General features: G+C 67.5%; 23 protein-coding genes. 10 read left to right on the top strand and 13 right to left on the bottom strand.

Annotated features, from left to right (window positions below; translation table 11 throughout):
- Positions 1–42 precede the first annotated feature (42 nt).
- Positions 43–1,713 (top strand): arylsulfatase, encoded by a 1,671-nt coding sequence (locus BMZ19_RS13680; RefSeq protein ID WP_090311904.1) that lies wholly within the window; start codon positions 43–45, stop codon positions 1,711–1,713.
- A gap of 101 nt (positions 1,714–1,814) precedes the next feature.
- Here the strand turns inward: BMZ19_RS13680 and BMZ19_RS13675 are convergent, their stop codons facing one another.
- From BMZ19_RS13675 to BMZ19_RS13625, 11 genes are all read right to left on the bottom strand, one after another.
- Entirely contained in the window at positions 1,815–2,714 is a 900-nt protein-coding gene (locus BMZ19_RS13675) for an AraC family transcriptional regulator (protein ID WP_244517219.1), read from the bottom strand.
- A 392-nt stretch (positions 2,715–3,106) separates the two neighbouring features.
- Positions 3,107–3,985 (bottom strand): SDR family oxidoreductase, encoded by an 879-nt coding sequence (locus BMZ19_RS13670; protein ID WP_090311771.1) that lies wholly within the window; start codon positions 3,983–3,985, stop codon positions 3,107–3,109.
- A gap of 143 nt (positions 3,986–4,128) precedes the next feature.
- Positions 4,129–5,280 carry an acetyl-CoA C-acetyltransferase gene (locus tag BMZ19_RS13665; protein ID WP_090311768.1) on the bottom strand — a complete coding sequence of 384 codons (1,152 nt, stop codon included), beginning with the start codon at positions 5,278–5,280 and terminating at the stop codon, positions 4,129–4,131.
- A gap of 3 nt (positions 5,281–5,283) precedes the next feature.
- The gene (locus BMZ19_RS13660) at positions 5,284–6,342 is read right to left on the bottom strand and encodes an acyl-CoA dehydrogenase family protein (RefSeq protein WP_090311766.1); all 1,059 of its coding nucleotides are present in this window, start codon (positions 6,340–6,342) and stop codon (positions 5,284–5,286) included.
- 10 nt (positions 6,343–6,352) lie between these two features.
- A complete protein-coding gene (locus BMZ19_RS13655) occupies positions 6,353–7,510 on the bottom strand; it encodes an acyl-CoA dehydrogenase family protein (RefSeq protein ID WP_090311764.1) in 1,158 nt (385 codons plus the stop codon).
- 9 nt (positions 7,511–7,519) lie between these two features.
- Positions 7,520–8,272, bottom strand: a complete 753-nt coding sequence (locus BMZ19_RS13650) for an enoyl-CoA hydratase family protein (protein ID WP_090311762.1) — start codon at positions 8,270–8,272, stop codon at positions 7,520–7,522.
- Between the two features lie 31 nt (positions 8,273–8,303).
- Complete coding sequence (locus BMZ19_RS13645) at positions 8,304–9,401, bottom strand: NAD(P)H-dependent flavin oxidoreductase (RefSeq protein WP_090311761.1); 1,098 nt, start codon at positions 9,399–9,401, stop codon at positions 8,304–8,306.
- On the bottom strand, positions 9,398–10,321 hold the full coding sequence (locus BMZ19_RS13640) for an enoyl-CoA hydratase (RefSeq protein WP_090311759.1): 924 nt from the start codon (positions 10,319–10,321) through the stop codon (positions 9,398–9,400). The genes BMZ19_RS13645 and BMZ19_RS13640 overlap by 4 nt, the downstream gene beginning before the upstream one ends.
- Before the next feature lie 10 nt (positions 10,322–10,331).
- A complete protein-coding gene (locus tag BMZ19_RS13635) occupies positions 10,332–11,138 on the bottom strand; it encodes a CoA-transferase subunit beta (RefSeq protein ID WP_090311758.1) in 807 nt (268 codons plus the stop codon).
- A gap of 12 nt (positions 11,139–11,150) precedes the next feature.
- Positions 11,151–12,029 (bottom strand): CoA transferase subunit A, encoded by an 879-nt coding sequence (locus tag BMZ19_RS13630; protein WP_090311756.1) that lies wholly within the window; start codon positions 12,027–12,029, stop codon positions 11,151–11,153.
- Between the two features lie 11 nt (positions 12,030–12,040).
- Positions 12,041–12,931, bottom strand: a complete 891-nt coding sequence (locus tag BMZ19_RS13625) for a VOC family protein (protein WP_090311755.1) — start codon at positions 12,929–12,931, stop codon at positions 12,041–12,043.
- Between the two features lie 198 nt (positions 12,932–13,129).
- On the opposite strand from BMZ19_RS13625, the gene BMZ19_RS13620 reads away from it, so the two are divergent.
- The 6 genes from BMZ19_RS13620 to BMZ19_RS13595 all read left to right on the top strand — a co-directional run bounded on the left by BMZ19_RS13620 (position 13,130) and on the right by BMZ19_RS13595 (position 19,732).
- Entirely contained in the window at positions 13,130–14,290 is a 1,161-nt protein-coding gene (locus tag BMZ19_RS13620; protein ID WP_090311753.1) for an acyl-CoA dehydrogenase family protein, read from the top strand.
- Positions 14,287–15,465 (top strand): acyl-CoA dehydrogenase family protein, encoded by a 1,179-nt coding sequence (locus tag BMZ19_RS13615; protein ID WP_090311752.1) that lies wholly within the window; start codon positions 14,287–14,289, stop codon positions 15,463–15,465. Before BMZ19_RS13620 ends, BMZ19_RS13615 begins: the two co-directional genes overlap by 4 nt.
- A 103-nt stretch (positions 15,466–15,568) precedes the next feature.
- Positions 15,569–16,585, top strand: a complete 1,017-nt coding sequence (locus tag BMZ19_RS13610) for an AraC family transcriptional regulator (protein ID WP_212633236.1) — start codon at positions 15,569–15,571, stop codon at positions 16,583–16,585.
- A gap of 264 nt (positions 16,586–16,849) precedes the next feature.
- A complete protein-coding gene (locus BMZ19_RS13605; protein ID WP_090311750.1) occupies positions 16,850–17,620 on the top strand; it encodes a class II aldolase/adducin family protein in 771 nt (256 codons plus the stop codon).
- Between the two features lie 20 nt (positions 17,621–17,640).
- Positions 17,641–18,567: a TauD/TfdA dioxygenase family protein gene (locus BMZ19_RS13600; RefSeq protein ID WP_090311748.1), complete on the top strand. Its 927-nt coding sequence runs from the start codon at positions 17,641–17,643 to the stop codon at positions 18,565–18,567.
- A 229-nt stretch (positions 18,568–18,796) separates the two neighbouring features.
- Positions 18,797–19,732 carry a 2-hydroxyacid dehydrogenase gene (locus BMZ19_RS13595; protein ID WP_090311747.1) on the top strand — a complete coding sequence of 312 codons (936 nt, stop codon included), beginning with the start codon at positions 18,797–18,799 and terminating at the stop codon, positions 19,730–19,732.
- Between the two features lie 174 nt (positions 19,733–19,906).
- Here BMZ19_RS13595 and BMZ19_RS13590 read toward each other — a convergent pair whose 3' ends face one another.
- Positions 19,907–21,100, bottom strand: coding sequence for an MFS transporter (locus BMZ19_RS13590; protein WP_170847765.1), 1,194 nt, complete (start codon positions 21,098–21,100; stop codon positions 19,907–19,909).
- A 165-nt stretch (positions 21,101–21,265) separates the two neighbouring features.
- Positions 21,266–22,294 carry an alpha/beta hydrolase gene (locus tag BMZ19_RS13585; protein ID WP_090311744.1) on the bottom strand — a complete coding sequence of 343 codons (1,029 nt, stop codon included), beginning with the start codon at positions 22,292–22,294 and terminating at the stop codon, positions 21,266–21,268.
- 294 nt (positions 22,295–22,588) lie between these two features.
- On the opposite strand from BMZ19_RS13585, the gene BMZ19_RS13580 reads away from it, so the two are divergent.
- From BMZ19_RS13580 to BMZ19_RS13565, 3 genes are all read left to right on the top strand, one after another.
- On the top strand, positions 22,589–23,521 hold the full coding sequence (locus BMZ19_RS13580) for an AraC family transcriptional regulator (RefSeq protein ID WP_090311742.1): 933 nt from the start codon (positions 22,589–22,591) through the stop codon (positions 23,519–23,521).
- A 349-nt stretch (positions 23,522–23,870) separates the two neighbouring features.
- Positions 23,871–24,239: a nuclear transport factor 2 family protein gene (locus tag BMZ19_RS13575; RefSeq protein ID WP_090311740.1), complete on the top strand. Its 369-nt coding sequence runs from the start codon at positions 23,871–23,873 to the stop codon at positions 24,237–24,239.
- A 513-nt stretch (positions 24,240–24,752) separates the two neighbouring features.
- Positions 24,753–25,106, top strand: coding sequence for a DUF1428 domain-containing protein (locus BMZ19_RS13565; RefSeq protein ID WP_090311736.1), 354 nt, complete (start codon positions 24,753–24,755; stop codon positions 25,104–25,106).
- Positions 25,107–25,122 lie beyond the last annotated feature (16 nt).

Here is a 25,122-nt window from a genome sequence, read left to right as displayed (position 1 = left end):
CCAGCCATGGCCGTCAACAACAAGAAGAAGAGAGACACCACCATGAATCTGAGGCACCTGAGCCTGGCGCTCTGCATCACCGGCCTTGTCAGTCTGAGCAGTCAGGCCGCCGACAAGCCGAACTTCCTCATCATCATCGCCGACGATATGGGCTACAGCGACCTGGGCAGCTTCGGCGGCGAGATCGAGACGCCCAACCTCGACGCCCTGGCCAGCGAGGGCGTGCGCCTGACCAACTTCCAGGCCGCGCCGACCTGCTCGCCGACCCGCTCGATGCTGCTCAGCGGCACCGACAACCACCAGGCGGGCCTGGGCAACATGGGCGAACTGACTCAGGACTTCCAGAAGGGCAAGCCGGGCTACGAAGGCTACCTGAACCAGCGCGTCGCCAACCTCGCCGAGGTGATGCAGGACTCCGGCTACAAGACTTACACCACCGGCAAGTGGCACCTGGGCCGCACCGAGGAGCTGAGCCCCAAGGCGCGCGGTTTCGACCGCTCGTTCATCCTGGTGCAAGGCGGCGCCAGCCACTTCGATGACCAGAAGGCGATCATCAGCGTCGATCCCAAGGCCATCTACCGCGAAGACGGCAAGCAGGTCGAGGTACCCAAGGGCTTCTTCTCCAGCGAGTTCTACACCGACCGCCTGATCCAGTACATCGAGCAGGACAAGGCGCAGGACAAGCCGTTCATGGCCGTGCTTTCCTACACCGCGCCGCACTGGCCGCTGCATGCGCCGGACCAGTGGATCGACAAGTACAAGGGCCGCTACGCCGAGGGCTACGAAGCCCTGCGCCAGCAGCGCCTGAAGCGCATGCAGGAGCTGGGCATCGTGCCGGCCGGCATCGAGGCCAACACGCCGATGGAGGGCGGGCTGCCGACCTGGGAACAGCTCAGCGACGAGGAGCGCCAGCGCGAGGCGCGCAGCATGGAGGTGTACGCCGCGATGGTCGACAACATGGACCACCATATCGGCCGCATGCTCGACTACCTGCGCCAGAGCGGCAAGCTGGACAACACCTTCGTGCTGTTCATGTCCGACAACGGTGCCGACGGCAACAGTCCGGTGGACCTGCCCGGCAACCGCGAATGGATGGCCAAGGACTTCGACAACCGCCTGGAGAACATGGGCCGCAAGGGCTCCTATATCGACTACGGCGCGCAGTGGGCGCAGGTCGGCGCCACGCCCTTCCCGTTCTTCAAGGGCTTCACCAGCCAGGGCGGCACCACGGTGCCGGTGATCCTCAGCCACTCCAGCCTGAAGGCGCAGGCCGGCCAGCTGAACGGCAAGTTCTTCCACGTGATGGACGTCATGCCGACCATCCTCGAGCTGGCCGGTGTTGAGCACCCCGGCACGCAGTTCCGTGGCCGCGAGGTGCAGCCCATGCAGGGTGTGTCCATGCTGCCCGGCCTGCACGGCCAGGCCATGCCCGAGCGCGCCGTCGGCTGGGAGCTGTTCGGCCGCCGCGCCCTGCGCAAGGGTGACTGGAAGATGACCTGGATGACCGCGCCCTACGGCACCGCGCAGTGGCAGCTGTACAACCTGGCCAAGGACCCGGTCGAGGCCCACGACCTGGCCAAGCAGGAACCAGCCAAGCTGGCCGAGCTGACCAAGGAGTGGGACGCCTACGTGCAGCGCAACAACGTGCTGCTCGGCCCGGTGAAGATCAAGTACGGCTTCGAGACCTGCCTGTACGAGCACTGCTTCAAGTAACACCCGGCAAGACGCATGACACCCCGCGAGGACGTCCTCGCGGGGTGTCGCGTTTTCGGGGCACTAGGGCGGAAAGCGCGGCGGGGCTGACCCCGCCTGGTTCAGGGCTGGCGGGCCAGGGTCTGCGACGGCAGCTCGCCGAAGGCCTGCTTGTAGGCCGTGGTGAAATGGCTGGGCTGGGCGAAGCCCCAGCGGAAGGCCAGCTCGGAGAGCTGCAGCTCGCCCGGCTGGTGGCGCAGCAGCAGCTCGCGGATCGCATCGAGCCGGCAGCGCTGGATGTAGCGCTGCGGACTGATGCCTAGGCTGCGCTGGAACGCCTGCTCCAGGCTGCGCCGGCTGGCGCCGCTGACGGCCACCAGTTGGCTGATGCACAGCGGCTGGTCGAGATGGGCATGGATGAAGTCCACCACCCGCTTCACCGTGCCGGGCAGCAGGCTGCGCTGCGGCAGGGTGCTCAGGGAAGGGATCAGATGCAGCAGGTTCTCGCAGAACAGCTGCTGCAGGTGCTGCTGGCCTATGGGGGTCGCCAAGAGCCCCGAGGGACGGCCCGCTTCGCTGTCTACCAGACTGAGAAGGTTGCCGAGGCTGACCAGGGCCGGGTGCTCACGCCCGATCAATTGGGCCTGGGCAGGCAAGCGCACCACCTCGCGCTGATGGTGGCGCATCACATGATCGGATAAGCACGACGCATCCAGAGCGATCACCACCGCCTGCGTCCCCTCGTGCCAGACCACGTCCACCTCGTGTCCGGGAGTGAACAGCAGCAGCTCGCCGGCCGCCGCGCACTGCCCGTCCGGACGGCTGGTCACCCCGCCCTGCAGGGTCAGGATGCCATGCCAGCTGGCCAGCGGCAGCGATCGGACTCCGATCTCCAGCCCCCAGTCGGCGCCGAACAGCTTCAGCTGCGGCATCGTCTGCATGTTGAAACGGATATTGGCCTGACCGCGCCGGCCGGGCTGCAGGCTGCGCTCCTCGACCTGGCTGCTGAGCAGTGTTGCCACCTCATCCAGATCGCGGGATGACAACCAGGGCTGCCCGGCGAAGGGCAACCTGTCGCTCGCCGAACGAGTCGCAAGGGAATGGGCGTGACTGTGCATCACGGTAGCCTCTCATGCGCCCCAGCTGCCGCTACCGCTGGGCGGTCCGGGCGGGGCTTGTGTTGTTATTTTCGGGCTGGCGATCAAATCGCGAGACAGTTTACTGCCATTCGCCGGCGAAAATCACAGGTGCATGAGCGGCACTGGAAAAGATATTCAACCCGCACGGAGACGTCGCACCGACGAGGCAGCGTGGCGTCGAAAACGACAGCGGCCAGCCACGCTTGCCGTGGCTGGCCGCATCGGAAGATCCGCCGCCCTGCCCGGCCGACTGGCCGGACAGGGCGCTACGTCTCTCAGGTCCCCCAGACCTTCTGCGCCTTCGGCGCCTGGGCGAGGATCTCGTCAATGGCGGTGCCGACTTCTTGCGGCAGCCAGCGCGCGCCCTTGTCGCGGGTGACGCCGGTGCGCCAACCGTCGCCCAGGGAGATGCGCCCGCCCTGGCTCTCGAACACCTGGCCGGTGACGTGGCGCGACTGCTCGCTGCCCAGCCAGACCACCAGCGGCGCGACGTTCTCCGCAGCCCAGAGGTCGAAGCTGCCGTCCTCGGGCTTCTTGACCACCTCGGCCATGGCGCTCTCGGTCATCGCGGTGCGCGCCGCCGGGGCCAGGGCGTTGGCGGTGATGCCGTAGCGGCCGAGTTCGGCGGCCTGCACCAGGGTCAGCGCGGCGACGCCGCCCTTGGCCGCCGAGTAGTTGGACTGCCCCACCGAGCCCTGCAGACCGGCGCCGGAGCTGGTGTTGATGATCCGCGCATCGACCGGCTGACCGGCCTTGGCCTGGTCGCGCCAGCGGCGGGCGAGGATGTTGGCCAGGCAGAAGTGGCCCTTGAGGTGCACCTGCATGACCAGGTCCCAGTCTTCTTCGCTCAGGCTGAGGAACATGCGGTCGCGCAGGATGCCGGCGTTGTTGACCAGCACGTGCACCTCGCCGAAGGCCGCCAGGGCGGCGTCGACAATGCGCTGGGCGCTTTCCAGGCGGGTGATGTCGTCGGAGTTGGCGATGGCCTGCCCGCCGGCGGCGCGGACCTCGCCGGCGACGTCCTCGGCGGCGGATTGACGGATGTCGTTGACCACCACGTTGGCGCCCTCGGCGGCGAAGGCCAGCGCGTAGGCGCGGCCCAGCCCGCCACCGGCGCCGGTGATGATCACGGTTCTTCCTGCACAGATAGCCATGGTGTTGTCTTCCTTATCTGGTGGTTCCGCCGCGCGAGGCGCAGCGAAGCTCAGTCTGTAGGGGCGAATTCATTCGCCAGAACACCCGGTCAAGGCGAATGAATTCGCCCCTACAAGCCAGGAGTTCCGACGATCAGCCGGTGCTACAGCCGCTCGATGATGGTCACGTTGGCCTGGCCGCCGCCTTCGCACATGGTCTGCAGGCCGTAGCGGCCGCCCGTGCGCTCCAGCTCGTGGAGCAGCGTGGTCAGCAGCCGCGCGCCGGTGGCGCCCAGCGGGTGGCCGAGGGCGATGGCGCCGCCGTTGGCGTTGGTGCGCGCCGGGTCGTAGTCCAGCTCCTTGGCCCAGGCCATCACCACCGAGGCGAAGGCCTCGTTGATTTCCACCCGGTCGATGTCGTTCATCGTCATGCCGGCCTTCTTCAGGGCGTGGCGGGTTGCCTCGATAGGCGCAGTGAGATGCCAGATCGGGTCGTCGCCGCGCACGCTGATGTGGTGGATGCGTGCCCGCGGGGTGAGGCCGTAGCGCTTGAGTGCCGCCTCGGAGACCACCAGCAGCGCCGCCGAGGCGTCGCAGGTCTGGCTGGATACCGCGGCGGTGATCGACGGATATTCGGCCCCCACCGTTTCGAGGCTGGCCATCTTCTCCAGGGTGGTTTCGCGCGGCGTCTCGTCGTACCAGACGCCTTCGAGCGGCACGATCTCGCGGGTGAAGCGTCCGCCGGCGATGGCGCTCAGGGCGCGCTGGTGGCTTTCCAGGGCGAAGGCTTCCATCTGCGCGCGGCTGAGCTGCCAATGATCGGCAATGCGCTGGGCGGCGTAGAACTGGTTGACCGGCTGGTCGCCGAAGCGCGCCTGCCAGCCCTTGCTGCCGGAGAACGGATCGGCGAAGCCCAGCGGCTGGCCGGCGAGCATGGCCGAGGAGATCGGGATCTGCGTCATGGTCTGCACGCCGCCGACCGCGACCACGTCCTGGGTGCCGCTCATCACCGCCTGGGCGGCGAAGTGCACGGCCTGCTGCGACGAGCCGCACTGGCGGTCGACCGTGGTGCCCGGCACGTTGAGCGGCAGGCCGGCGGCCAGCCAGCTGGTGCGGGCGATGTCGCCGGCTTGCGAGCCGATGGTGTCGACGCAGCCGAAGATCACGTCGTCGTACTCGTGGGCCGGGATCGGGTTGCGCTGGACCAGCGCCTTGAGCACATGGGCGCCGAGGTCGATGGCGTGCACGTGGGACAGACCGCCCTTGCGTTTGCCGGTCGGGCTGCGCAGGGCGTCGACGATATAAGCTTCAGCCATGGATCATTCCTCGAAGGTGTTGCCCGGCCCCAACGGGGCGCCGTCGGCCAGCACGAAGCCGGCCACCCGGGACTTGTGGAAGGCGCGGTCGCCCCAGGAGGCGTCGAGCGCCCAGGCCCGCTTCATGAACATCTGCAGATCGACCTCCCAGGTGTACCCCATGGCGCCGTGCACCTGGATACCGTGGCGGGCGGCCAGCCAGGCGGCCTCACCGCACACCAGCTTGGCGTGGGAGACGTGCACCGAGGCGTCGCGAGCGCCGCTGGCCAGAGCGTGGGCGGCGCGATACAGCACCGGCTTGGCGAACTCGACCTTGGTGGCGACGTCGGCCAGGTGGTGCTTGACCGCCTGGAAGCTGCCGATCGGCTTGCCGAACTGCTTGCGCTGGGCGACGTAGTCGACCGACAGGTCGAGCATGCGCTGGGCCAGGCCCAAGGCCTGGCCGGCCACCGCCAGGGCACCGCGATCCAGGGTCTGCGCCCACAGCGCACGGCCCTTCTCGCCGGCAGCCACACGGGTCGCCGAACTCGGCTCCCAGACCACCTGGCTGAGGCGGCGCGAGGCGTCGATGCTCGGCGTGGCGATCACGTCGACCAGCTGGCGCGGCACCAGGTGCACCTCGTCGCCGTGGGCGAGCAGCAGGTAATTGGCCAGGTGGGCGTCGGCCACCAGCGGGTTGACCGGATGGCCGACGGCGACGCGGATGCTGCCGTCGGCGATCTGCGCCAGCGCGTCGTCGCGCCCGGCGCTGCCTTCGGGCAGCGCGGACAGCAGGCCGGCGGCGATGTAGGCGGTGTCGGCCAGCGAGTCGGGGATGGCGTAGTAGCCCAGTTCCTGGGTCATCAGCGACCAGGCGACGTCGTCCATGCCCAGGCCGCCGCAGGCCTCGGGCACCGACAGGGCGGTTAGGCCCTGTTCGGCGATCTTGTTGCGCAGCTCGGGGGAGCGGCCGGCGTCGGTTTCCCAGACGTCGCGGAGCATCTCGGGGGCCGCCTCGGTCATCAGGAAGCGGCTGACCGCCTCGCGGAAGGCGAGCTGGTCGTCGGTAAAGGTGAAGTCCATGGCCCGCTCCTTACTTCGGCAGACCGAGCATGCGCTCGGCGATGATGTTGCGCTGGATCTCGTTGGTGCCGGCGTAGATCGGCCCGGCCTGGGCGAACAGGAAGCCCTCCAGCCAGCCGTTGGCCTCGCCTTCGCTGGCTTCCAGCAGCTCGCCGCGCGCACCGAGGATGCGCATGGCGGTTTCGTGCATGCGCAGGTCCAGCTCGGACCAGAAGATCTTGTTGGTGCTCGACTCGGCGCCGATGCGCGCGCCGCGGGCCAGGCGGCCGACCGTGTGGTAGGCGGACAGCGCGTAGGCCTCGGCGTCCATCCATGCCTGGGTCACTGCCTCGCCGATGCTCGGGTCGCGGTCGGCGCTGGCGCGGTTGGCGCGGTACAGCTCGACCAGCTTGCGTGCGGTGTACTGGAAGCGCGCCGGCGAGCGCAGCAGCAGGCCGCGCTCGAAGCCGGCGGTGGCCATGGCCACGTTCCAGCCCTGCCCCTCGGCGCCGATGCGGTTGTCCACCGGCACGCGCACGTCGTCGAAGAACACCTCGGCGAAGGCGTCCTTGCCGTTGAGCGCCTTGATCGGGCGGATGGTCACGCCGGGTGTGTTCAGCGGCACCAGCAGGAAGGACAGGCCGTGGTGGCGGCTGGAGGCCGGATCGCTGCGGAACAGGCCGAACAGCCAGTCGGCGAAGATCGCCCGGGTCGACCAGGTTTTCTGGCCGTTGAGCACATAGTGGTCGCCATCGCGGATCGCCTTGCTGGTGATCGCCGCCATGTCCGAGCCGGCATTGGGCTCCGACCAGCCCTGCGCCCACATGTCGGCGCTGGCGGCCATGCGCGGCAGGAAGCGCTGCTTCTGTGCCTCGGTGCCGAACTCCATCAGGGTCGGGCCGAGCAGCAGCTGGCCGTTCTGGTTGACGCGCATCGGTGCGCCGGCACCGTAGTACTCCTCCTCGAAGATCAGCCACTCGGTAAGGTCGCAGCCGCGCCCGCCCAGCTCGGCCGGCCACATCACCATCGACAGACGGGCGTCGAACAGGCGGCTTTCCCATTCGCGGTGTTGCTCGAAGCCTTCGCGGGTGTCGTAGCTGGCCAGCGGCTTACGCGGCAGGTTGTCCGCCAGCCAGGCCCGCACCTCGGCGCGGAAGGCCTGTTGTTTCGGGGTATAGGCAAGGTCCATGGTGCGTCCTCAGAACTTGGCGTCGCGCTTTTCGACGAAGGCCCGGCGGGTCTCCGCCGAGTCCGGACTGGTGTAGGCCTGCAGGGTGAAGCCCTGCTCCCAGCGGTACTTGTCTTCCAGGTTGCCGTCCTCGATGCCGTTGAGCGCCTCCTTGGCGATGCGGATCATTTCCGGGCTCTTGGCGGCAATCTTCGCGGCGATCTCCAGGGCGGTCTCGCGCAGCTGCTCCTTGGCCACCACGCGCTCGATGAAGCCGTACTTCTCGGCCTCGCGGGCGCCGATCTTGTCGCCGGTGAAGAACAGGTAGCGCACCTTCTGCACCGGGAACAGCCGCTGCAGGTGGGCGCCGCCGCCCATGGCGCCGCGGTCGACTTCCGGCAGGGCGAAGGTGGCGCACTCGGCGGCGAGCACGATGTCAGCCGCGCCGGTGATGCCGATGCCGCCGCCGAGCACGAAGCCGTGCACCGCGACGATGACCGGCACCGGGCAGCGGTGCACGGCGCGGAAGGTCTCGTAGTTGCCCTTGTTCACCGCGACGATGCGCTCGGGATGGGCGTCGAGTTCCTTGATGTCGACCCCGGCGCAGAAGCCGCGGCCCTCGGCACGGATGACGATGACGCGCACGTCGGGGTTGGCGCCCAGCTCGTCGATCGAGCGCGCCAGGCCCAGCCACTCCTGGCTGTCCAGCGCGTTGACCGGCGGCTTGGCGATCGTCAGTTCGGCGATGCCCGCCTCGATACGGGTAGTGAATGCCTGGCTCATTGTTGTTGGCTCCTGGTAGGCATGGCGGGATTCAGGAGATGGCCGGCGCGGTCTTCGCCGCTGCCTGGCGGGCACAGAGCGCAGCCAGGCAACGCTCGGCCTCGGCGGCCATCTCTTCGATCAGTTCTTGGCAGCTCTGCAGCTCGCCGATGGCGGCGGCCACCTGGCCGCTGGGCAGAATGCCCTCGTCGGGGAAGCCGTCGACCATCGAGCGCTGCAGCAGCACCGGCTGGTTGGCGGCCATCACCGTCTGCGACACCGCACCCGGATCCTCCTTGAGCGCCTGACGCAGCACGCCGAGCATGTGGCCGAAGCTCATGCCGGTCTGCTGCTTCCACTGCCAGGCGCTGGACAGGGCGATGCGCAGGCGGCCGAACGGGCCGGCGCCTTCCAGACGGTTGATGAACGGGTTGTCGATCATCCGGTGGCGCATGCCGTCCACCGCCAGGGTGACGCGGATGCGCTGCGGGTCATTGACCTTCAGGTAGCGTTCCAGGGTCGCCTTGGGGGTCGGCGAATCGCTGGTCATCAGGAAACGTGTGCCCATGGCGATGCCGGCGGCGCCGGCGGCCAAGGCCGAAGCCAGTCCACGCCCGGTCGAGTAGCCGCCGGCGGCGATCACCGGCACCTTCACCGCGTCCAGCACCTGCGGCAGCAGGATGGTGGTCGGCACGCCGCCGGTGTGGCCGCCGCCCTCGCCGCCCTGGATGGTGATCAGGTCGGCGCCCAGCTCGACGGCCTTCTGCGCGTGCTTGAGCGCGCCGACGGTGGGGATGCACAGCACGCCGGCGGCCTTGAAGCGGGCGATGGTCTGCTTGTCCGGGCCGCGGCCGTAGCTCACCGCGCGCAGGCGGTACTGGATCGCCAGATCCACGCACTGCGCGGCGTTCTCCTGGAACATGTGGAAGTTCAGGCCGAAGTTGCTGCCGCCGGTGGCTTTGATCACCTTCTGGATCTCGCCCTCCAGCGCGGCGGCCGGGATGGTCGCTCCGGCGAGGAAGCCGAAGCCGCCCGCGCGGGTGGTGGCGATCACCAGGTTGGCGTCGGCCACCCAGCCCATCGCGGTCTGCACGATCGGGTAGCGGCAGCCGAGCGCCTCGGTCAGCGGGGTCTGCAGCAGGGCGCTCATGCGCTTTCCCCTTCGCTGGCCGCGGCCTGCTTGTTGGCCTTGGCCATGGCCTTGGCGTCGTAGCCACCCAGCTTGTCGCCGGACAGCAGTTCGTTATGCACGTGGGCGAAGTGGTGCCAGCCGAATACTGCGTCCATCGCGCTGCGCTTGCCGGCCAGATCCTCGACGTGGTTGATCGCCTGCTTGGTCAGCGCCAGGCCCATGCGCGGCTGGGTGGCGATCTTCGCCGCCAGCGCGTAGGTCACGGCTTCCAGTTCATCGCGCGACACCACGCGGTTGACCATGCCCACCTCGTAGGCGCGGCTGGCCGGCATCCGGTCGCCGCACATGAGGAATTCCTTGGCGATGCGCGGGTTCATCTCGTAGGGATGGGCGAAGTACTCCACCCCCGGGATGCCCATGCGTACCACCGGGTCCTGGAAGAAGGCGTCGTCGCTGGCGACGATCAGGTCGCAGACCCAGGCCAGCATCAGTCCGCCGGCCACGCAGGCGCCCTGGACCATGGCGATGGTCGGCTTGGGCAGCTCGCGCCAGCGCCGGCACATGCCGAGGTAGACCTCCTGCTCACGGGCATAGAGGTACTCGCCGCCAGGCTTGTTGGTGTGGTCCCACCACAGATGCGCGCGTTCGAACGGCTTGTTGATGTCGCGCCCCGGCGTGCCGATGTCGTGGCCGGCGGAGAAGTGCTTGCCGGCGCCGCGCAGCACGATCACCTTGACCTCGTCGTCGTCCACCGCGCGGCGCAGGGCCGCGTCGAGGGCGTAGGTCATCTGCGAGTTCTGCGCGTTGTTGAACGCCGGGCGGTTCAGGGTCAGGCTGGCGATGCCCGCCTCTACCGCGTACAGCACCGGCTCGTCGGTCTCGTAGACCGAGGTGTCGCTGCGGGTGACGAATTCGCTGTCGCTGCTCGGGACGCTCATGGCGGACTCCTCAGGCCTGGGTAGCGGCACGGATGCCGGGCGGATTGCCCTTGAGGGCGGAGGCGCGCAGATCGTGCGGGTCGAGGCGGCGGATGATCGCCAGCTGCTCGGCGCTCGGATGGGCGGTTTCGCCCATGTCGTCGGCGGCCAGCAGCGGGAAGCCGGTCTTCTCCTGCACCTCGGCGAAACTCACCCCCGGATGCAGCGAGCGCACGCGCACCGCGCGGTCGGGACCGCCGAAGTCCATCACGCACAGGTCGGTGACCACGTGGCGGATGTCCATCAGGTCGCGGCGCGAGCCCTCCAGCCAGCGCTCGGGCTTGAAGCCGACGCCGGAGACCATGTCCACCTCGCCGGCGACGAACACGCGCGGACCGTGGTTGGGCACGAAGAACGAGTTGACGTGGTTGATGCTGTTGCCCGGCAGACCGCGTACGCCGAGCATGGCGATCTTCGGCTGGCGGTAGTCGCCGACCGCCGACAGGTTGGTCTGGCCCCAGCGGTCGACCTGGGTCGGGCCGATCATCGCGTGGCGGCGACCGCCCCACACGCACTCGAACACCCGCTCGAAGCTCAGGTAGCCCGAGTACTTGGGCACGTAGTCGCCGCGCGGGCCGAGCGGAATCGGCTCCTCGACCAGGAACGCCTCGCTGTCGGTCATCAGCAGTTCCGGGCTGTGGGTGAGCTTGGCGAGGCTGGCGCCCAGGCGCGGGATCACGCCCAGGCCCGAGGCCAGCACCTCGCCGTTGCCGCGCCAGGCTTCCGAGGCGGCGACGATCAGCAGTTCGGCCAGGGTGAAATCACAGGTATCGGTCATCGCGCATCCTCCTCAGAATACCGGCAGGGGCAGCTTGCCCAGGCGCTCGGCGCCGCCGTTCTTGTCCTGGTAAGCCAGCTCGCCGGCAGTCACGAACTCGTCGACGTAGGCTTGCCAGCCGCCCTCTTCCGCCGCACTGGCGACGTAGCGCTTGAAGTGGCTCATGTCCCAGCCGTAGTCGGACGGGCAGGAGGTCGGGTGGGCACCGAAGGGCGCGTGCACCACGCCGGTCACCAGGTAGCGCTCGAAGGTGTTGCCGCGAGCCTCTGCGGCGGTCAGCTCGAGGCGCTCGTGCAGGCGCTCGCAGGACACGAAGCACTGCTGGGCGGCACGGGCGAACAGGTGGTCGAAGTACGGGTCCGGGCCGGTGACCAGGGTGTTGCCCAGGCGGTCGGCCTCGTTGACGTGCAGGAAGGCCACGTCGAGGTTGAGCGCCGGCATGGCCAGCAACACCTCGCCGTCGGCATAGGGCGAGGCGATGGTTTTCAGCTCGGGGTTGTGGGTCAGCACGTCGGTGGCCAGACCGCAGCGGGTCGGCAGGAACGGCAGGCGCATGCCGGCGGCGCGCAGGCCCCACTGGAACATGCCTTCGTCCAGCTCCATCAGCTCGGTGAGCTGGCCGGCCTCGCGGCACTTGCGAAACCACGGCTCCAGCGGGATGGCGTCGAGGGTGGCGAAGCCGAAGATCAGCTTCTTCACCTTGCCGGCGGCGCAGAGCATGCCGACCTCGGGGCCGCCGTAGGCGACCACGGTGAGGTCCTTGACGTCCGAGCGGAGGATCTCGCGGACGATGGCCATCGGCTTGCGCCGCGGGCCCCAGCCGCCGAAGCCGACGGTCATGCCGTCGCGCAGTTGGGCGACCGCATCGGCCGCCGTCAGTTGCTTGTTCATCTATGTGCTCCTTATTGACGGCCGGCGGAGAAGTCGTGGCCCCAGATGCTCACGCGAGTGAACTCGAAGGCGCTGTGTTCGGCCCAGTCGACTTGCAGGCCGCCGTACCCGTACTCCAGGTCGAAGCCCGAGGGGGTCTTCATGTAGAAACTGGTCATGCGGTCGTTGAGGTGCTGGCCGAGGGTCGCCGACAGCGGCGCGCCATGGGCCTGCATGCGGTCATGGGCGCGACCCACCTCGGTCATCGAGTCGACCTCGACCATCACGTGCACGCAGCCGCTCGGCACCGGGTACTCGGCCAGCGCCAGGCTGTGGTGGCGGGCGTTGGCGCAATGCAGGAAGTGGATGCGGGTCGCCGGGCCGTTCGGGTCCGGGCGGAAGTTGAAGATGTCGGAGACCTCGAAGCCCAGCACCTCGGTAGCGAAGGACAGGGTGGCGTCGAAGTTCGGCGCCGGCAGCACGGTGTGGCCGAGGCCCATGTCGCCGGTGAGAAAGCGCGGCACGCCCTGCGGCGAGACGAACGGCAGGCAATCTGAGCGATGGCCCCACGACAGTTCGTGGCGGTTGCCCGCCGGGTCGACGACGATGGCCAGCGCCTGCACACCGCGCTGCTCGACCTCCTCGGCGCTGCCCGCCTGCCACTCGATGCCCTTGGCCTCGAGGTGCGCGATGGCGTTGCGGAAGGCCTTCTCGCCGGCCAGCTCCCAGCCCGATGCCAGGTAGCGCGGCGAATCGCCCTCGACCACCAGCATGCGGAACGGACGTTCGTCCATCTTCACGTACAGGCCGCCGCCCGGCGCGGGGCTGGTGGGCATGCCCAGCACGTCCTCGGCGTAGCATTGCCAGTCGCCGAGATTGCCGACCTGGGCAACGAAGTAACTCAGTCCACGGATGTCGATCATGCCCCTGCTCCTGAAATGGTCGTTTCATGACTGGAGCTGATTCTGCGCAGGCCGCGCCAGGGGTTCATCGTCCGTTGAGACTAAGCGGCGAAGGTGCCGATCCGCCCGGCTGGTGCGGCTTCTAGTCCATTTCGGGGATTCCCCGCGAGTGCGCCACTCGCACACTCGAGTCCTGCTAATGGGCCAGAGGAGCCGGTAATGGACTTCGCGCTGAGTGACGAACAATTGATGATCCAGGAGAGCGCGGCGGGCTTTCTCGCCGCGGCCTCCGATTCGGCGGCAGTGCGTGCCGCCATGGCCAGCCCGCAGGGCTTCGACGCGCAGCTGTGGCGGCAGATCGCCGAGGAGCTGTGCTGGCCGGGGCTGATGATTCCCGAGCAGTACGGCGGCGTGGGCCTGGGCTTCGTCGAGCAGGCGATCCTGCTCGAACAGATGGGCCAGCACCTGCTCTGCTCGCCGTTCTTCGCCAGCGCCTGCCTGGCCACCCCGGCGCTGCTGCTGGGCGACAACGAGGCGCTGCGCCAGCACTGGCTGCCGGAACTGGCCGCCGGCAGCCTGACCGCCACCCTCGCCTGGCGCGAGAGCCGCGACGGCTGGCACGCCGCCGAGCAGCCGCGCGCCACCCGCAACGGCGACGGCTGGCGCCTCGACGGTATATATGGAGCAGTGCTCGACGGCGCCAGCGCCGACCTGCTGATCGTCGCGACCCGCGACGACGCCGGCGCACTGCGCCTGTTCGCCGTACCCGCCAACCAGGCCGGCATCCGCCGCCAGGCGTTGCCGACCCTCGACCAGACCCGCCGCCGCGCGCGCATCGAGCTGGACGGCGTGGCGGTCGCCGCCGAGCAGTGCCTGCACGGCGACGGTTCCGGCGAAGCCCTGCTCGACAAGGTCCTGCAGGTTGCCGCCATCGCTCTCGCCTGCGAGCAAACCGGCGCCGCGCAGCGCACCCTCGACCTGACCCTTGCCTACATCGGCGAGCGCAAGCAGTTCGGCCGCACCATCGCCAGCTTCCAGGCCATCAAGCACCGCTGCGCCGACCTGATGCTGGCCATCGAGTGCGCCCGCTCGGCCAGCTACTACGCCGCCTGCGTGGCGCGCGAGGCGCTGGTCGAAGACGGCGACGCGAACCTGGCCGGCCAGCTGGCCGAGGCCTGCGCCATCGCCAAGAGCCAGGCCAGCGAGACCTTCATGCATTGCGCGGAAGAGTCGATCCAGCTGCACGGCGGCGTCGGCTTCACCTGGGAGTACGACCCGCACCTCTACTTCAAGCGCGCCCGCGCCAGCGAGCAGCTGCTCGGCACGCCGAGCTGGCACCGCGAGCGCCTGGCCACCCTGATTCTGGAGTCCCGCCCATGAAAATCGGATTCGGCACCGAGGACGAAGCCTTCCGCCAGGAAGTCGCCCACTGGCTCGAACAGCACCTGCAAGGCGAGTTCGAGCAGCTGCGCTTTCGCGGCGGCCCCGGCGACGAACACATGTTCCCCGAGGAGCGCAAGGCGTGGGAGCGCGAGATGGCCAGGGGTGGCTGGATCGGCCTCGGCTGGTCGCGCGAGTGCGGCGGGCGCGGCCTGTCGATCAGCCAGCAGGTGATCTTCCACGAGGAATACGCCCGCGCCGGCGGCCCGGGACGCATGGGCCACATCGGCGAGGGGCTGGCCGGGCCGACCATCGCCGCCTTCGGCACTGACGAGCAGAAGCGCCGCTTCCTGCCTGGCATCCTCGAAGGCCGCGAGTTCTGGTGCCAGGGCTACTCCGAGCCGGGCGCCGGCTCCGACCTGGCCGGGGTGAAGACCCGTGCCCGCCTGGAGGGTGATCGCTGGCTGATCAACGGCCAGAAGGTGTGGACCTCGCTGGCCCACGAGTCGGACTGGTGCTTCGTGATCGCCCGCACCGAGCCGGGCAGCGTCGGTCACAAGGGTCTGTCCTTCTTCCTGGTGCCGATGCACCAGGCGAACATCCGCGTGCAACCGATCAAGCAGATCACCGGCACCAGCGAGTTCAACGAGGTGTTCTTCGACGACGCCGAAACCGCCGCGGACAACATCGTCGGCGCACCCGGCGAGGGCTGGAAGATCGCCATGGCCCTGCTCGGCTTCGAGCGCGGCGTCTCCACCCTCGGCCAGCAGATGCTGTTCCAGAACGAGCTGGACGAGATCGTGCGCATTGCCAAGGCCAACGGCGCCGCCGCCGACCCCATGCTGCGCCAGCGTCTGGCCCGCGCCTGGGCCGGCCTGCGCACCTTGCGCTACAACTCGCTGCGCATGCTCTCCGGCCCGCAGAACGGCAGCCTGCGCCCCGAGGCGATGAGCTACAAGCTGGCCTGGTCCACCTGGCACGTCGAGCTGGGCAAGCTGGCCATGGACGTGCTCGGCCCGCAGGCGGAAATCCTCGACGGCGAGCCCTACGAGCTGTCGCGCCTGCAGTCGCTGTTCCTGTTCACCCGCTCGGACACCATCTACGGCGGCAGCAACGAGATCCAGCGCAACATCATCGCCGAACGGGCGCTGGGGATGCCGCGCGAGCCACGGTGAGCGTGACGGGCGACCGGGGCACTTCCGAGCCTTGTAGGGGCGAATTCATTCGCCAAAACACGCCGCCAGGCGAATGAATTCGCCCCTACAGATCGCCACCAGGATGCACACTATCAACACCGATTCCCGCTACATCGTCTGGCTGCTCGACTTCCTGCACAGCCAGGGCATCGACAGCGCGCAACTGGCCCGCCGGCACCGGCTGGACCCCGCGCGCCTGCTGGACGCCGATGCCGTGGTCAGCGCCGGGCAGCACCGCGAGCTGCTGCTCGATGCGCTGCAGCAGAGCGGCAACGCCGGCCTCGGCCTGCAACTGGGCATCCAGCGCTCGCTGGCCACCCTCGACCAGCTCGGCTACCTGATGATGAGCTGCAGCACCCTGCGCGAGGCGAGCCAGACCGGCCTGCGCTACCAGAACTACCCGGGGCGCTTCTCCGGGCGCTCGATCGTCACCGCGTTCAGCGAGATCGAAGGCCAGGGCTGCTACCAGGTCCACGCCAAGGACGACCTCGGCCCGCTGCGCCTGCTGGCCGTGGAGGACGTGCTGGGCAGCATCGTCGCCAGCTGCCGCTGGGTGCTGGGGCGGCCGCTGCCAGTCACCCGCCTGCGCTGCGACTTCCCCGAACCGGCGCATGCCGAGCAGTACCACGCGGTGTTCGGCTGCCCGATCCAGTTCGACGCGCCGGCCACCCAGCTGTTCTTCGACGCCGCCGTGCTCGACCAGCCGTTGCCCCACGCCAGCCCGCAGAGCGCCGCGCTGTACGCCAGCCTGTGCGAGCGGCGCAGCATCGAGCTCAGCCGGGGCGACGTGGCCTGGCGGCTTTCGCAGATGATCGTCGAACAGATTGCCGAGCCGCCGGACCTGGCCGCCGCCGCCGAGGCCCTGCACTGCAGCCCGCGCACCCTCAGCCGCAAGCTGCTCGCCCAGGGCTGGCAGTACCAGCAACTGGTCGACCAGGTGCGCGAGATCCACGCCCGCCGGGCGCTCAGCGACCCCACCCAGAGCATCACCCGCATCGCCCAGCAGCTCGGCTACGCCGACAATTCAGGCTTCTTCCGCGCCTTCAAGAAGTGGACCGGGCTGTCGCCCAGCGCCTTCCGCGAGCGGCTGTTCGGCTGAATCCCTCCCTGTCGCAGCCGCAGCCCACCTCTTTGTAGGGGCGAATTCATTCGCCGAAATACCCCGGCAAGGCGAATGAATTCGCCCCTACAGCGGATTGCGCTTGCCCTGCACCCCGGCGCGGCGACTGACCGTGCCCGCCACGCCCCGGCAACATGTCCTGATCGGCCAGCGATCTGACCACATCGGCAATGCCCACGCCGGCTTTCAGCCCTAGCATCGAACCAACAACAAGACCCGCCAAACCAACACCGGAGCATCGCCATGCTGAGAACCGAAGGCATCAACACCCAACTGCTGGAGAAGTTCGCCCCCAACCCCGGCGCGCGTCCGCTGCTGCCCGAGCTGAGCGCCAAGGCGCAGGTCGCGCTGATGTGCCGGATGCTCAGACGCGAGGGCTGGGACGACCACATCGCCGGGCACATCACCGTGCGCCAGAGCGACGGCACGATACTCACCAACCCCTGGGAGCTGGCCTGGGACGAGCTGCGCGCCAGCGACATCGTCACCCTCGACCGCCACGGCAAGGTCCTCGACAGCGACTGGAACGTCACCCCGGCGCTCGGCCTGCACCTGCAGCTGCACGAGCTGCGCCCCGACGCCAACGTGGTGATCCACAACCACGCCCGGTGGAGCGGCATCTGGGCCGACCTGCAGCAGGTGCCGCCGGTCTACGACCAGTCCGGCGCCTACTGCGGCGTCGAGCTGCCGCTGTACGACGACTACACCGGCACCTTCGAGAAGCAGCAGACCAGTCTGTCCGCCGCCGAAGCCCTGGGCGACGCCAAGTGGGCGCTGCTGGCCAACCACGGTTCGCTGGTAGTCGCCCGCGACCTGCGCCAGGCCCACCTGCGCGTCGTCACCCTGGAATGGCGCTGCCGCCGCGCCTACGAGGTCAAGCTGGCCGGCGGCGGTCGCCCGCTGCCCGACGAGGTGGTCGAACGCCTGGCGATCGCCGACGCCAACGGCTTCCCCTTCCTCTGGGAAGCCATGGCCCGCCGCGAGCTGCGCAACGATCCGTCCGTCCTCGAATAACAACAATAAGGAGAGCAACCATGAGCCTCATCGTCACCCCCCTGGACAATGTCGGCGTCGAAGTCTCCGGCTTCGACATCAACGGTCCCTACAGCGAGGAGCTGCAGGCCGAGCTGAAGGCGCTGTGGTACGAACACGCCATCCTGCTGTTCCGCGACCAGCAGATCACCCCGGAAAGCCAGATCCGTTTCAGCCGCCTGTTCGGCAAGCTGGAGATGCACCCGCTCAAGGTCACCACCTCGGACCAGTACCCGGAACTCTTCGTGCTGGAGAACAACGGCGCCAAGGACAGGTTCTCCACCGCTTGGTACCACGGCGAGGAGATCGTCGGCCGGCTCGATTGGCACATCGACCTGCACTACACCGGCCGCCCCAACCACGGCGCCGTGCTGACCGCCGTGGAAGTCGCCAGGGAGGACGGCATGACCGGCTTCGGCGACCTGGCCAAGGCCTTTGACGCCCTCGACGACGAGACCAAGGCCCTGCTGGAGAAGCTGGAAGTGGCCTACTCGTTCAGCATGCAGCGCCGCCACATGCGCTACGTCGACGTCGACGGCTACGTGCCGGGCCCCGGCCTGCCGAAGAAGCCCGCGGACATCGGCTTCCCCGACTTCGCCGATGCCGTCTACCCGGCGGTGATCACCCACCCGGTCAGCGGCCGCAAGGTGCTCAACGTGGTCGAGCAGTTCCTCGACCGCGTCATCACCCCGCAGCGCTTCGGCCTGTGCAACGACGAGTCCATCGAACTGCTCGAACGCCTGGTGGCGCATATCCGCAAGCCGGAATTCCACTACTTCCACCAGTGGCGCCAGGGCGACATGGTCCTCTGGGACAACTGGCGCGCCATGCATTGCGCCACCGGCACCAAGCCGGGCGTGCGCCGGGTGATCAACCGCACCACCATCGAGGGGGATCGGATGCTGGGACGGGTGTTGAACGGGGAATAAGCGGCTGCGGCTTGCTTGATGACTGACAATGACCGGGACTGCGCGAGCGTCCCGGTTGTTTTAATGGGCTCGAGGGCATTCGACCAGCCGGTGCAAAGGGGATTGCATATGCATGCGCTTCGATGCGGGAAATTGAGTCCGGAGTGGTGAAATGAACCGATTTCGACGCCCCAAGAATGGCGCTGCAACCTGAGTATTTCGGATATTTCCCAGACAGGACGCAACAATAATGGTCAAGCCGAACATATTGCTTCTCTCCAGATTTCCCGATGCCTTTTGTGCGCAACTGCGCGAGCATTTCGATTGTCACGAGTACGCCCAGCTCGAGGATGATCACCTGCAGGCTCTAGCCCCCAGGCTGCGAGGTATAGTGGCAAGCGGCGAATCGATCGTGACGCGCGACCTGATCGCACGCTTGCCCGCCCTCGAGATCATTTCGGTGCTTGGTGTCGGTTACGACGGAATCGACATTGAAGCAGCGCGCGAGCATGGGGTATGCGTAACCCATACCCCGGGGCTATCGACCGACGACATTGCCGACTTCGCCATGGCGTTGCTGCTGTCTGCCGCACGTCAGGTGGTGACCGCCGACAGGTTCGTCCGACGTGGGGATTGGACAGTGAGCCGGTTCCCAGTGACACCGCGCGTATACGGCGGACGTATCGGCATTGTCGGTCTGGGACGTATTGGCAGAGCGGTGGCAGAACGCGCCCTGGGTTTCGGCATGAGTGTTTCTTACACGGGTCGAACACCGAAGACCGATGTTCCTTATCGCTGGCACAGTGATGCGCGGACCCTGGCAGCCAATGTCGACTTTCTTGTGGTGTGTGCGAGCGGTGGCAGCACTACCCACGCATTGATTGACGATACAGTACTCGCTGCGCTTGGGCCGTCCGGTGTACTGGTCAATGTCGCCCGCGGCTCCATTGTCGATGAGAACGCACTGGTACAAGCCTTGCGTGAACGCAAGATCCTGGCGGCGGGGATCGATGTATTCTGTAACGAGCCACATATTCCAGAGGCACTGCTTGCACTCGACAACGTGGTATTGACGCCTCATATGGCGAGCACCACGGAAACCACCGTGCGTGCAATGCTGGATTTGACGTTCGATAACCTTGTGGCTCATTTTGCGGGGCAGCCTGTACTTACGCCAGTAGAGTAATCATCCTCGAACCCCGTGCAGGATGGACACAGATGCGGACGTGCTGCAGCAAAGGGAACAGATTTATTTTGTGTGACCGGCCGTAGGGTGCGCTCCCCCCTACGGCTTGATCGGAGCAAGCCCATCTGCCCATCACCCACCAAGTCCATTCCTCACCATCCCCCCCGCCAGCCCTCACCCCCGCACCTCCCGCCTAATCCGACTGCCATCACCAGTAATCAGCGCAGACAAACCCAGCAACACCGCCCCACCCACCAGTGGAGCCGAAGTGCTGGCATGGTCGAGCAGTTGGCCGCCCAGGGCGCCGCCGAGCATGATCGCCAGCTGGATGGAGGCGACCAGCAGTCCACCGCCGCTTTCCGGCTCGTCGCCGAGCTCCCTGGCCAGCCAGGTTGACCAGCACACGGGAATGGCCGCGTTCAGGGCGCCCCAGCCGACCATCACGGCTGCCACCGCCCAGAACAGATGCCCCGAGGCCATCATGGCCAGAGTGACGCCGGCCAGGCCCAATGGGAGGTAGCGCAGCAGCGGGTAGAGGCGGTCCCGGTGCAGCATGCGGCTGGCGAAGTGGGTGCCGGCGAAGCTGGCCACGCCCAGGCCGAGCAGCAACAGCGACAGCTGGCTCGGGTTCACGCCGGTTTCCGCCTCCAGGAAGGGACGGAAGTAGGTGAAGGCACCGAATGCGCCGGCGAAGGTGAGCATGGTCGAGAGCATGCCGAGGGCGACGTGGCGGCGCTTGAGCAGGCCGAACAGGCGGCTGACCGGAATGCTCGCGCGCGGCGGCATGGCGGGAAGCGCCTTGACCTGCCACAGCAGATTGATGAGTACCAGCGGCACCAGAGCGGCGAACACCACCCGCCAGCCGAAGATCCCGCCCAGGTAGGCACCCAGCGGCGCGGCGAACGCGGTGGCGATGGCATTGCCCATGTAGATGGAGCCAAGCGCCTGCGCCACACGGTCGGCGGGCACCAGGCGGATGATGGTCGCCGTGGAGAGCGACCAGAAGCCGCCGATCGACAGGCCCAGCAGGGCGCGGGCCGCCATCAGCAGGGCGAAGCTGGGCGCCAAGGCGATCATCACCAACGACAGCAGCATCAGCAGGGTCATGCTCAGCAGCACGTGGCGGGTGTCGAAGCGCCCGGCGAGCGGCGCGATGAACAGGCTGGACAGCACCGCGAACAGGCCGGACACCGAGATGGCCTGGCCGACCTGACCTTGGGTGGCCTGCAGGTCGGCGGCAATCGGGGTCAGCAGGCTGACCGGCATGAACTCGGAGGCGATCAGCATCGCCACGCACAGCGCCATGGAGTCCACGGCGCCGCGCATCCGCCGCTGGGCAGATTCAGGTTGGAGCGTTGAGGTCGTCATCAGTGTTCTCGGGCAATGCGCCACCCGGCACCGCCTCCCAAGGGAGTGGTGCAACGCGGTGGCGCGGTGGCGCGGAAGTAGGTGCGGCGGCGTGAGGGAGGCCGGGCTTTTGCACGGCCGCTTGCCAACGCATGCCCCGCACGCCGCGGGGCACTGGTTATCGGCTTACTTCAGGTTGCTGCGGAAGAAACTGGTCAGGCGCTCGAAGGGAATCAGCCCGGTACGGTCGTACAGATCCACGTGGCCGGCCCCCGGCACCAGCACCAGCTCCTTGGGTTCGCCAGCGAGGCGGTAGGCCTCGTCGCTGAACTCGCGGGAGTGGGCGTTCTCGCCGGCGATGAACAGCATCGGCCGCGGCGCGATGGTGTCGATGTCGTTGAACGGGTAGAAGTTCATGAACTTCACGTTGCTGGTCAGGGTCGGGTGGGTGGTCAGCTGCGGCGAGGCGCCGGTCGGGGTGAACTCGCCGCGCGGGGTGCGGTAGAACTCGAAGAATTCGCGCTGGATCGGGTGGGTGTCCGCGTCCAGCTGATGCACCGTGCCGCTGGTGTAGCGGGTTTCGCCGCCGGCGAACTCGACGTAACGCTGCTCGGCCGCTTCGGCGATGATCGCCTTGCGCTGCTCCAGGCTCAGCGAGTGGTTCAGCGCGTTGCGGTTGGCGCCGCCCATGTCGTACATGCTGACGGTGGCGATGGCCTTCAGGCGCGGGTCGATCTTGGCGGCGCTGATGGCGAAGCTGCCGCTGCCGCAGACGCCGAGCACGCCGATGCGCTCGCGGTCGACGAAGGCGCGGGTGCCGAGGAAGTCCACGGCGGCACTGAAGTCTTCGGCGTAGATGTCCGGAGACACGGCGTTGCGCGGCTCGCCTTCGCTTTCTCCCCAGAACGACAGGTCCAGCGACAGGGTGACGAAGCCCTGCTCGGCCATCTTCTGCGCATAGAGGTTGGCGCTCTGCTCCTTCACCGCGCCCATGGGGTGGCCGACGATGATCGCCGGGTAGCGCACCTGCGGGTCCATGTCCTTGGGCAGGTAGAGGTTGCCGGCGACTTGCATGCGGTACTGGTTATTGAAGCTGACCTTCTGCACGGTCAGTTGCTGGCTCTGGTAGAAGTTGTTGGCATCGGCAGGCATTTCGGCACCTATTGCGCTGAAGGAGCTGATCAACAGTCCCATGGAGAGTAGGAGGTTCTTCATTGGCGGCTTCCTCGTGGGAGGTCCTCGGTCAAGGCCTGGGGGGTTGAGGACATTCTTGCCGCGGCTCCCTGCGGCGGGTTAGCTCATTACTGGCGACTTCTTGCCTGATCCTCCGGATGTGCCCTGTTGCGCGCGTGACGGCATTGCCAGCGGGCGGTGCCTGAGGCATAACTCGCCGTGCAGGCATCGTGCGGGCTAACGGTGCCGATCTGCCGGAAAGACAGGGCTTGCGTGCCGGTGCACGCCGCCCTGCCCGGCTGCCGATGAGCGAACGCGAGCCCGGGTAGGCATCGAATGACTGACACTTTTCTCGCCGAGTCCGGAGGATTCGAAGAACTCCGGCAGACCCTGGTGCAGGCCGTGGCGCGCTGGACCCGTGACGCGCAGGACGTGCAGACGCCCATCGCCAATCTGGGCCTGTTCCGCCGCACCGCGCCGACCCAGCCGGACTACTGCACGGTGGGGCCGAGCCTGTTCGTCGTCGTGCAGGGCACCAAGCGCGCCCTGTTCGGCCAGGAGGCCTTCACCTACGACATCCACAGCTTCCTGATCACCTCGCTGGATCTGCCGGCGATGATGCACATCGTCGAGGCCGACGAGGAGCGACCATACTTGGGCCTGATGCTCGGGCTGGATCTGCGCGTCGTCTCGGAAGTCATGCTGCAGAGCGGCTTCACCGCCCCGGCCGGCAAGGCCGGCGATCCCGGCATGTTCCTCGGCCGGACGTCCCCTACCCTGCTGCGCGCGCTGGTGCGGCTGGTCAGCCTGCTCGACGAGCCCGAGTCAATTCCCCTGCTCGCGCCCTTGATCGAACGAGAGATCTACTACCGCCTGATCGCCAGCGACCAGAGCGCCCGGCTGTGGCAGGTCACCGCCGCCGACAGCCAGGTGCACCGCATCGCCCGCGCGGTGGACTGGATCCGGCACAACTACCGCCAGACCCTGCGGGTGGAAGAGCTGGCCGCCTCGGTGAGGATGAGCCCCTCGACCTTCCACCAGCACTTCAAGCAGATCACCGCGATGAGCCCGCTGCAGTACCAGAAGTGGCTGCGCCTGGGCGAGGCGCGCCGGCTGATGCTGTCGGAGAACCAGGACGTGTCGAGCTCGGCCTTCGCCGTCGGCTACGAGAGCCCGTCGCAGTTCAGCCGCGAGTACGGCCGCCTGTTCGGCGCATCGCCGAAGCGGGATATCGAGGAACTCAGGCGTGCGGCCGGCCAGGGTGCCTGAATGGTCGCGCCGCCGCCCTCGCGCAGCAGGTCGCGGGCGCTCGGATGCTGGGACGGGTGTTGAGCGGCGAATAAGCTATTGAGCCTTGCTTGATGGCTGAAAAACGACCGGGACTGCGGGAAGCGTCCCGGTTGTTTTCTTTATGGGTGGAGCTACGCTCAGGGACAGCCGATCAGATGGTGCAAGGGCGTTTCCGCCGTGGGGCATGACATCTTCCAGCCCTCTGAAAGCCGCACTCCAGAGCTGCGGCGAGAGATACCGTCGCAGTTTGTCCGAATAGTCCGGCCACGCAGTCTCTGCAGATGGGACCGCTCGGTCGTGAGCGCTTCGAGAGTAGGAGGTCCAGCGGATGACCTCGGTGTTGCGTGACCTGAGCGAGCGTTGGTTTTGGGCGTGGCTGGACAAGGATGCCGCTACCGTGGAACGACTGGCGGCCGAGGACTACCTCTATGTTGCCCCGGACGGCTCGACCCTCGACCGTCGCGCCATCCTGGCAATCATCTGTTCCCCGAGCTATCGGCTGGATCATGGCACGCGCAGCGAGGTCGTTGTCCGCGTCTTGGGCCATGAGGCGGCCGTGGTCCGGCACCGCTATGAGGGCGCCGGTTCGTTCGAAGGGGCCTCATTCATGGACGACCAGCGGTGTGTCATGGTCTGGGAGAAGCAGGCCGGCGAATGGCGACTGGTGATGGAGCAGTGCTCCTTCAGTGGCAAGTAAAGGGTACTGCTCCGGCGTGTCAGTCGGAATTTGCCGAGATCGTTCCGAATTCCCAGGTCCGTATCAGGCACCTGTCACAGCCGCAGTTCGTCCTGACCATCGCCTTGTCTGCGGCTGCTGACGGACCCCTGGTCTCCTGGGAGCAGGATTTCGCCGATGCCAAGGTCGCAGAGAGCATGCGGCAGATCGTGGAGCCAGCCATGAACAGAACCTCAATCGTCTAGCCAGCGAACTTAAAGCGGGTACTGAGCGTGGCGCCTAAGCCATCCATCGATCCGTTGAGCTGTTTGCCTGCCACGCCTGTCGAACGTTGAGGGTGCCCCATGTTTCCCGTCTCGAAAGGGACCGGATGACGGAGCCCTGCGGTTGGGTCGACCAGTCGCCGCCGGGCTCTTGCCGCAGGTAGCGCGGGTGGCAAGCCGGCGAGTGCCTGGCGGCGAATCCCCGAGCACTGACCTAGACTCAACCGGCTGTCACACACTCGCTCTTCCACGCAGAAAGAGGAGGCTTGAAATGTCCTACGTTGACGGGTTCGTCCTTGCCGTGCCCACGGCAAACAAGGAAATCTACAGAAAACACGCAGAGGCCGCCGGTGCCGTCTTCAAGGAATACGGCGCACTCAAGCTGGTCGAGTGCTGGGGCGACGATGTGCCTGAGGGCAAGGTGACGTCCTTCCCCATGGCGGTGAAGTGCAAGCCCGATGAAACCGTGGTCTTTTCCTGGATCATCTGGCCTTCTCGCGCGGTCCGCGACCAGGCGATGGAGAAGGCCATGGCCGATCCGCGCCTGCAGCCGGACAAGAATCCGATGCCATTCGACGGCCAGCGCCTGATCTATGGCGGCTTCGAGATGATCATCGAGATGTGACCGGCGCGGCTATCGA

It is taken from the genome of Pseudomonas linyingensis (assembly GCF_900109175.1).
Lineage (GTDB): Bacteria > Pseudomonadota > Gammaproteobacteria > Pseudomonadales > Pseudomonadaceae > Geopseudomonas > Geopseudomonas linyingensis.
This window is presented reverse-complemented; position numbering and strand designations above follow the sequence as displayed.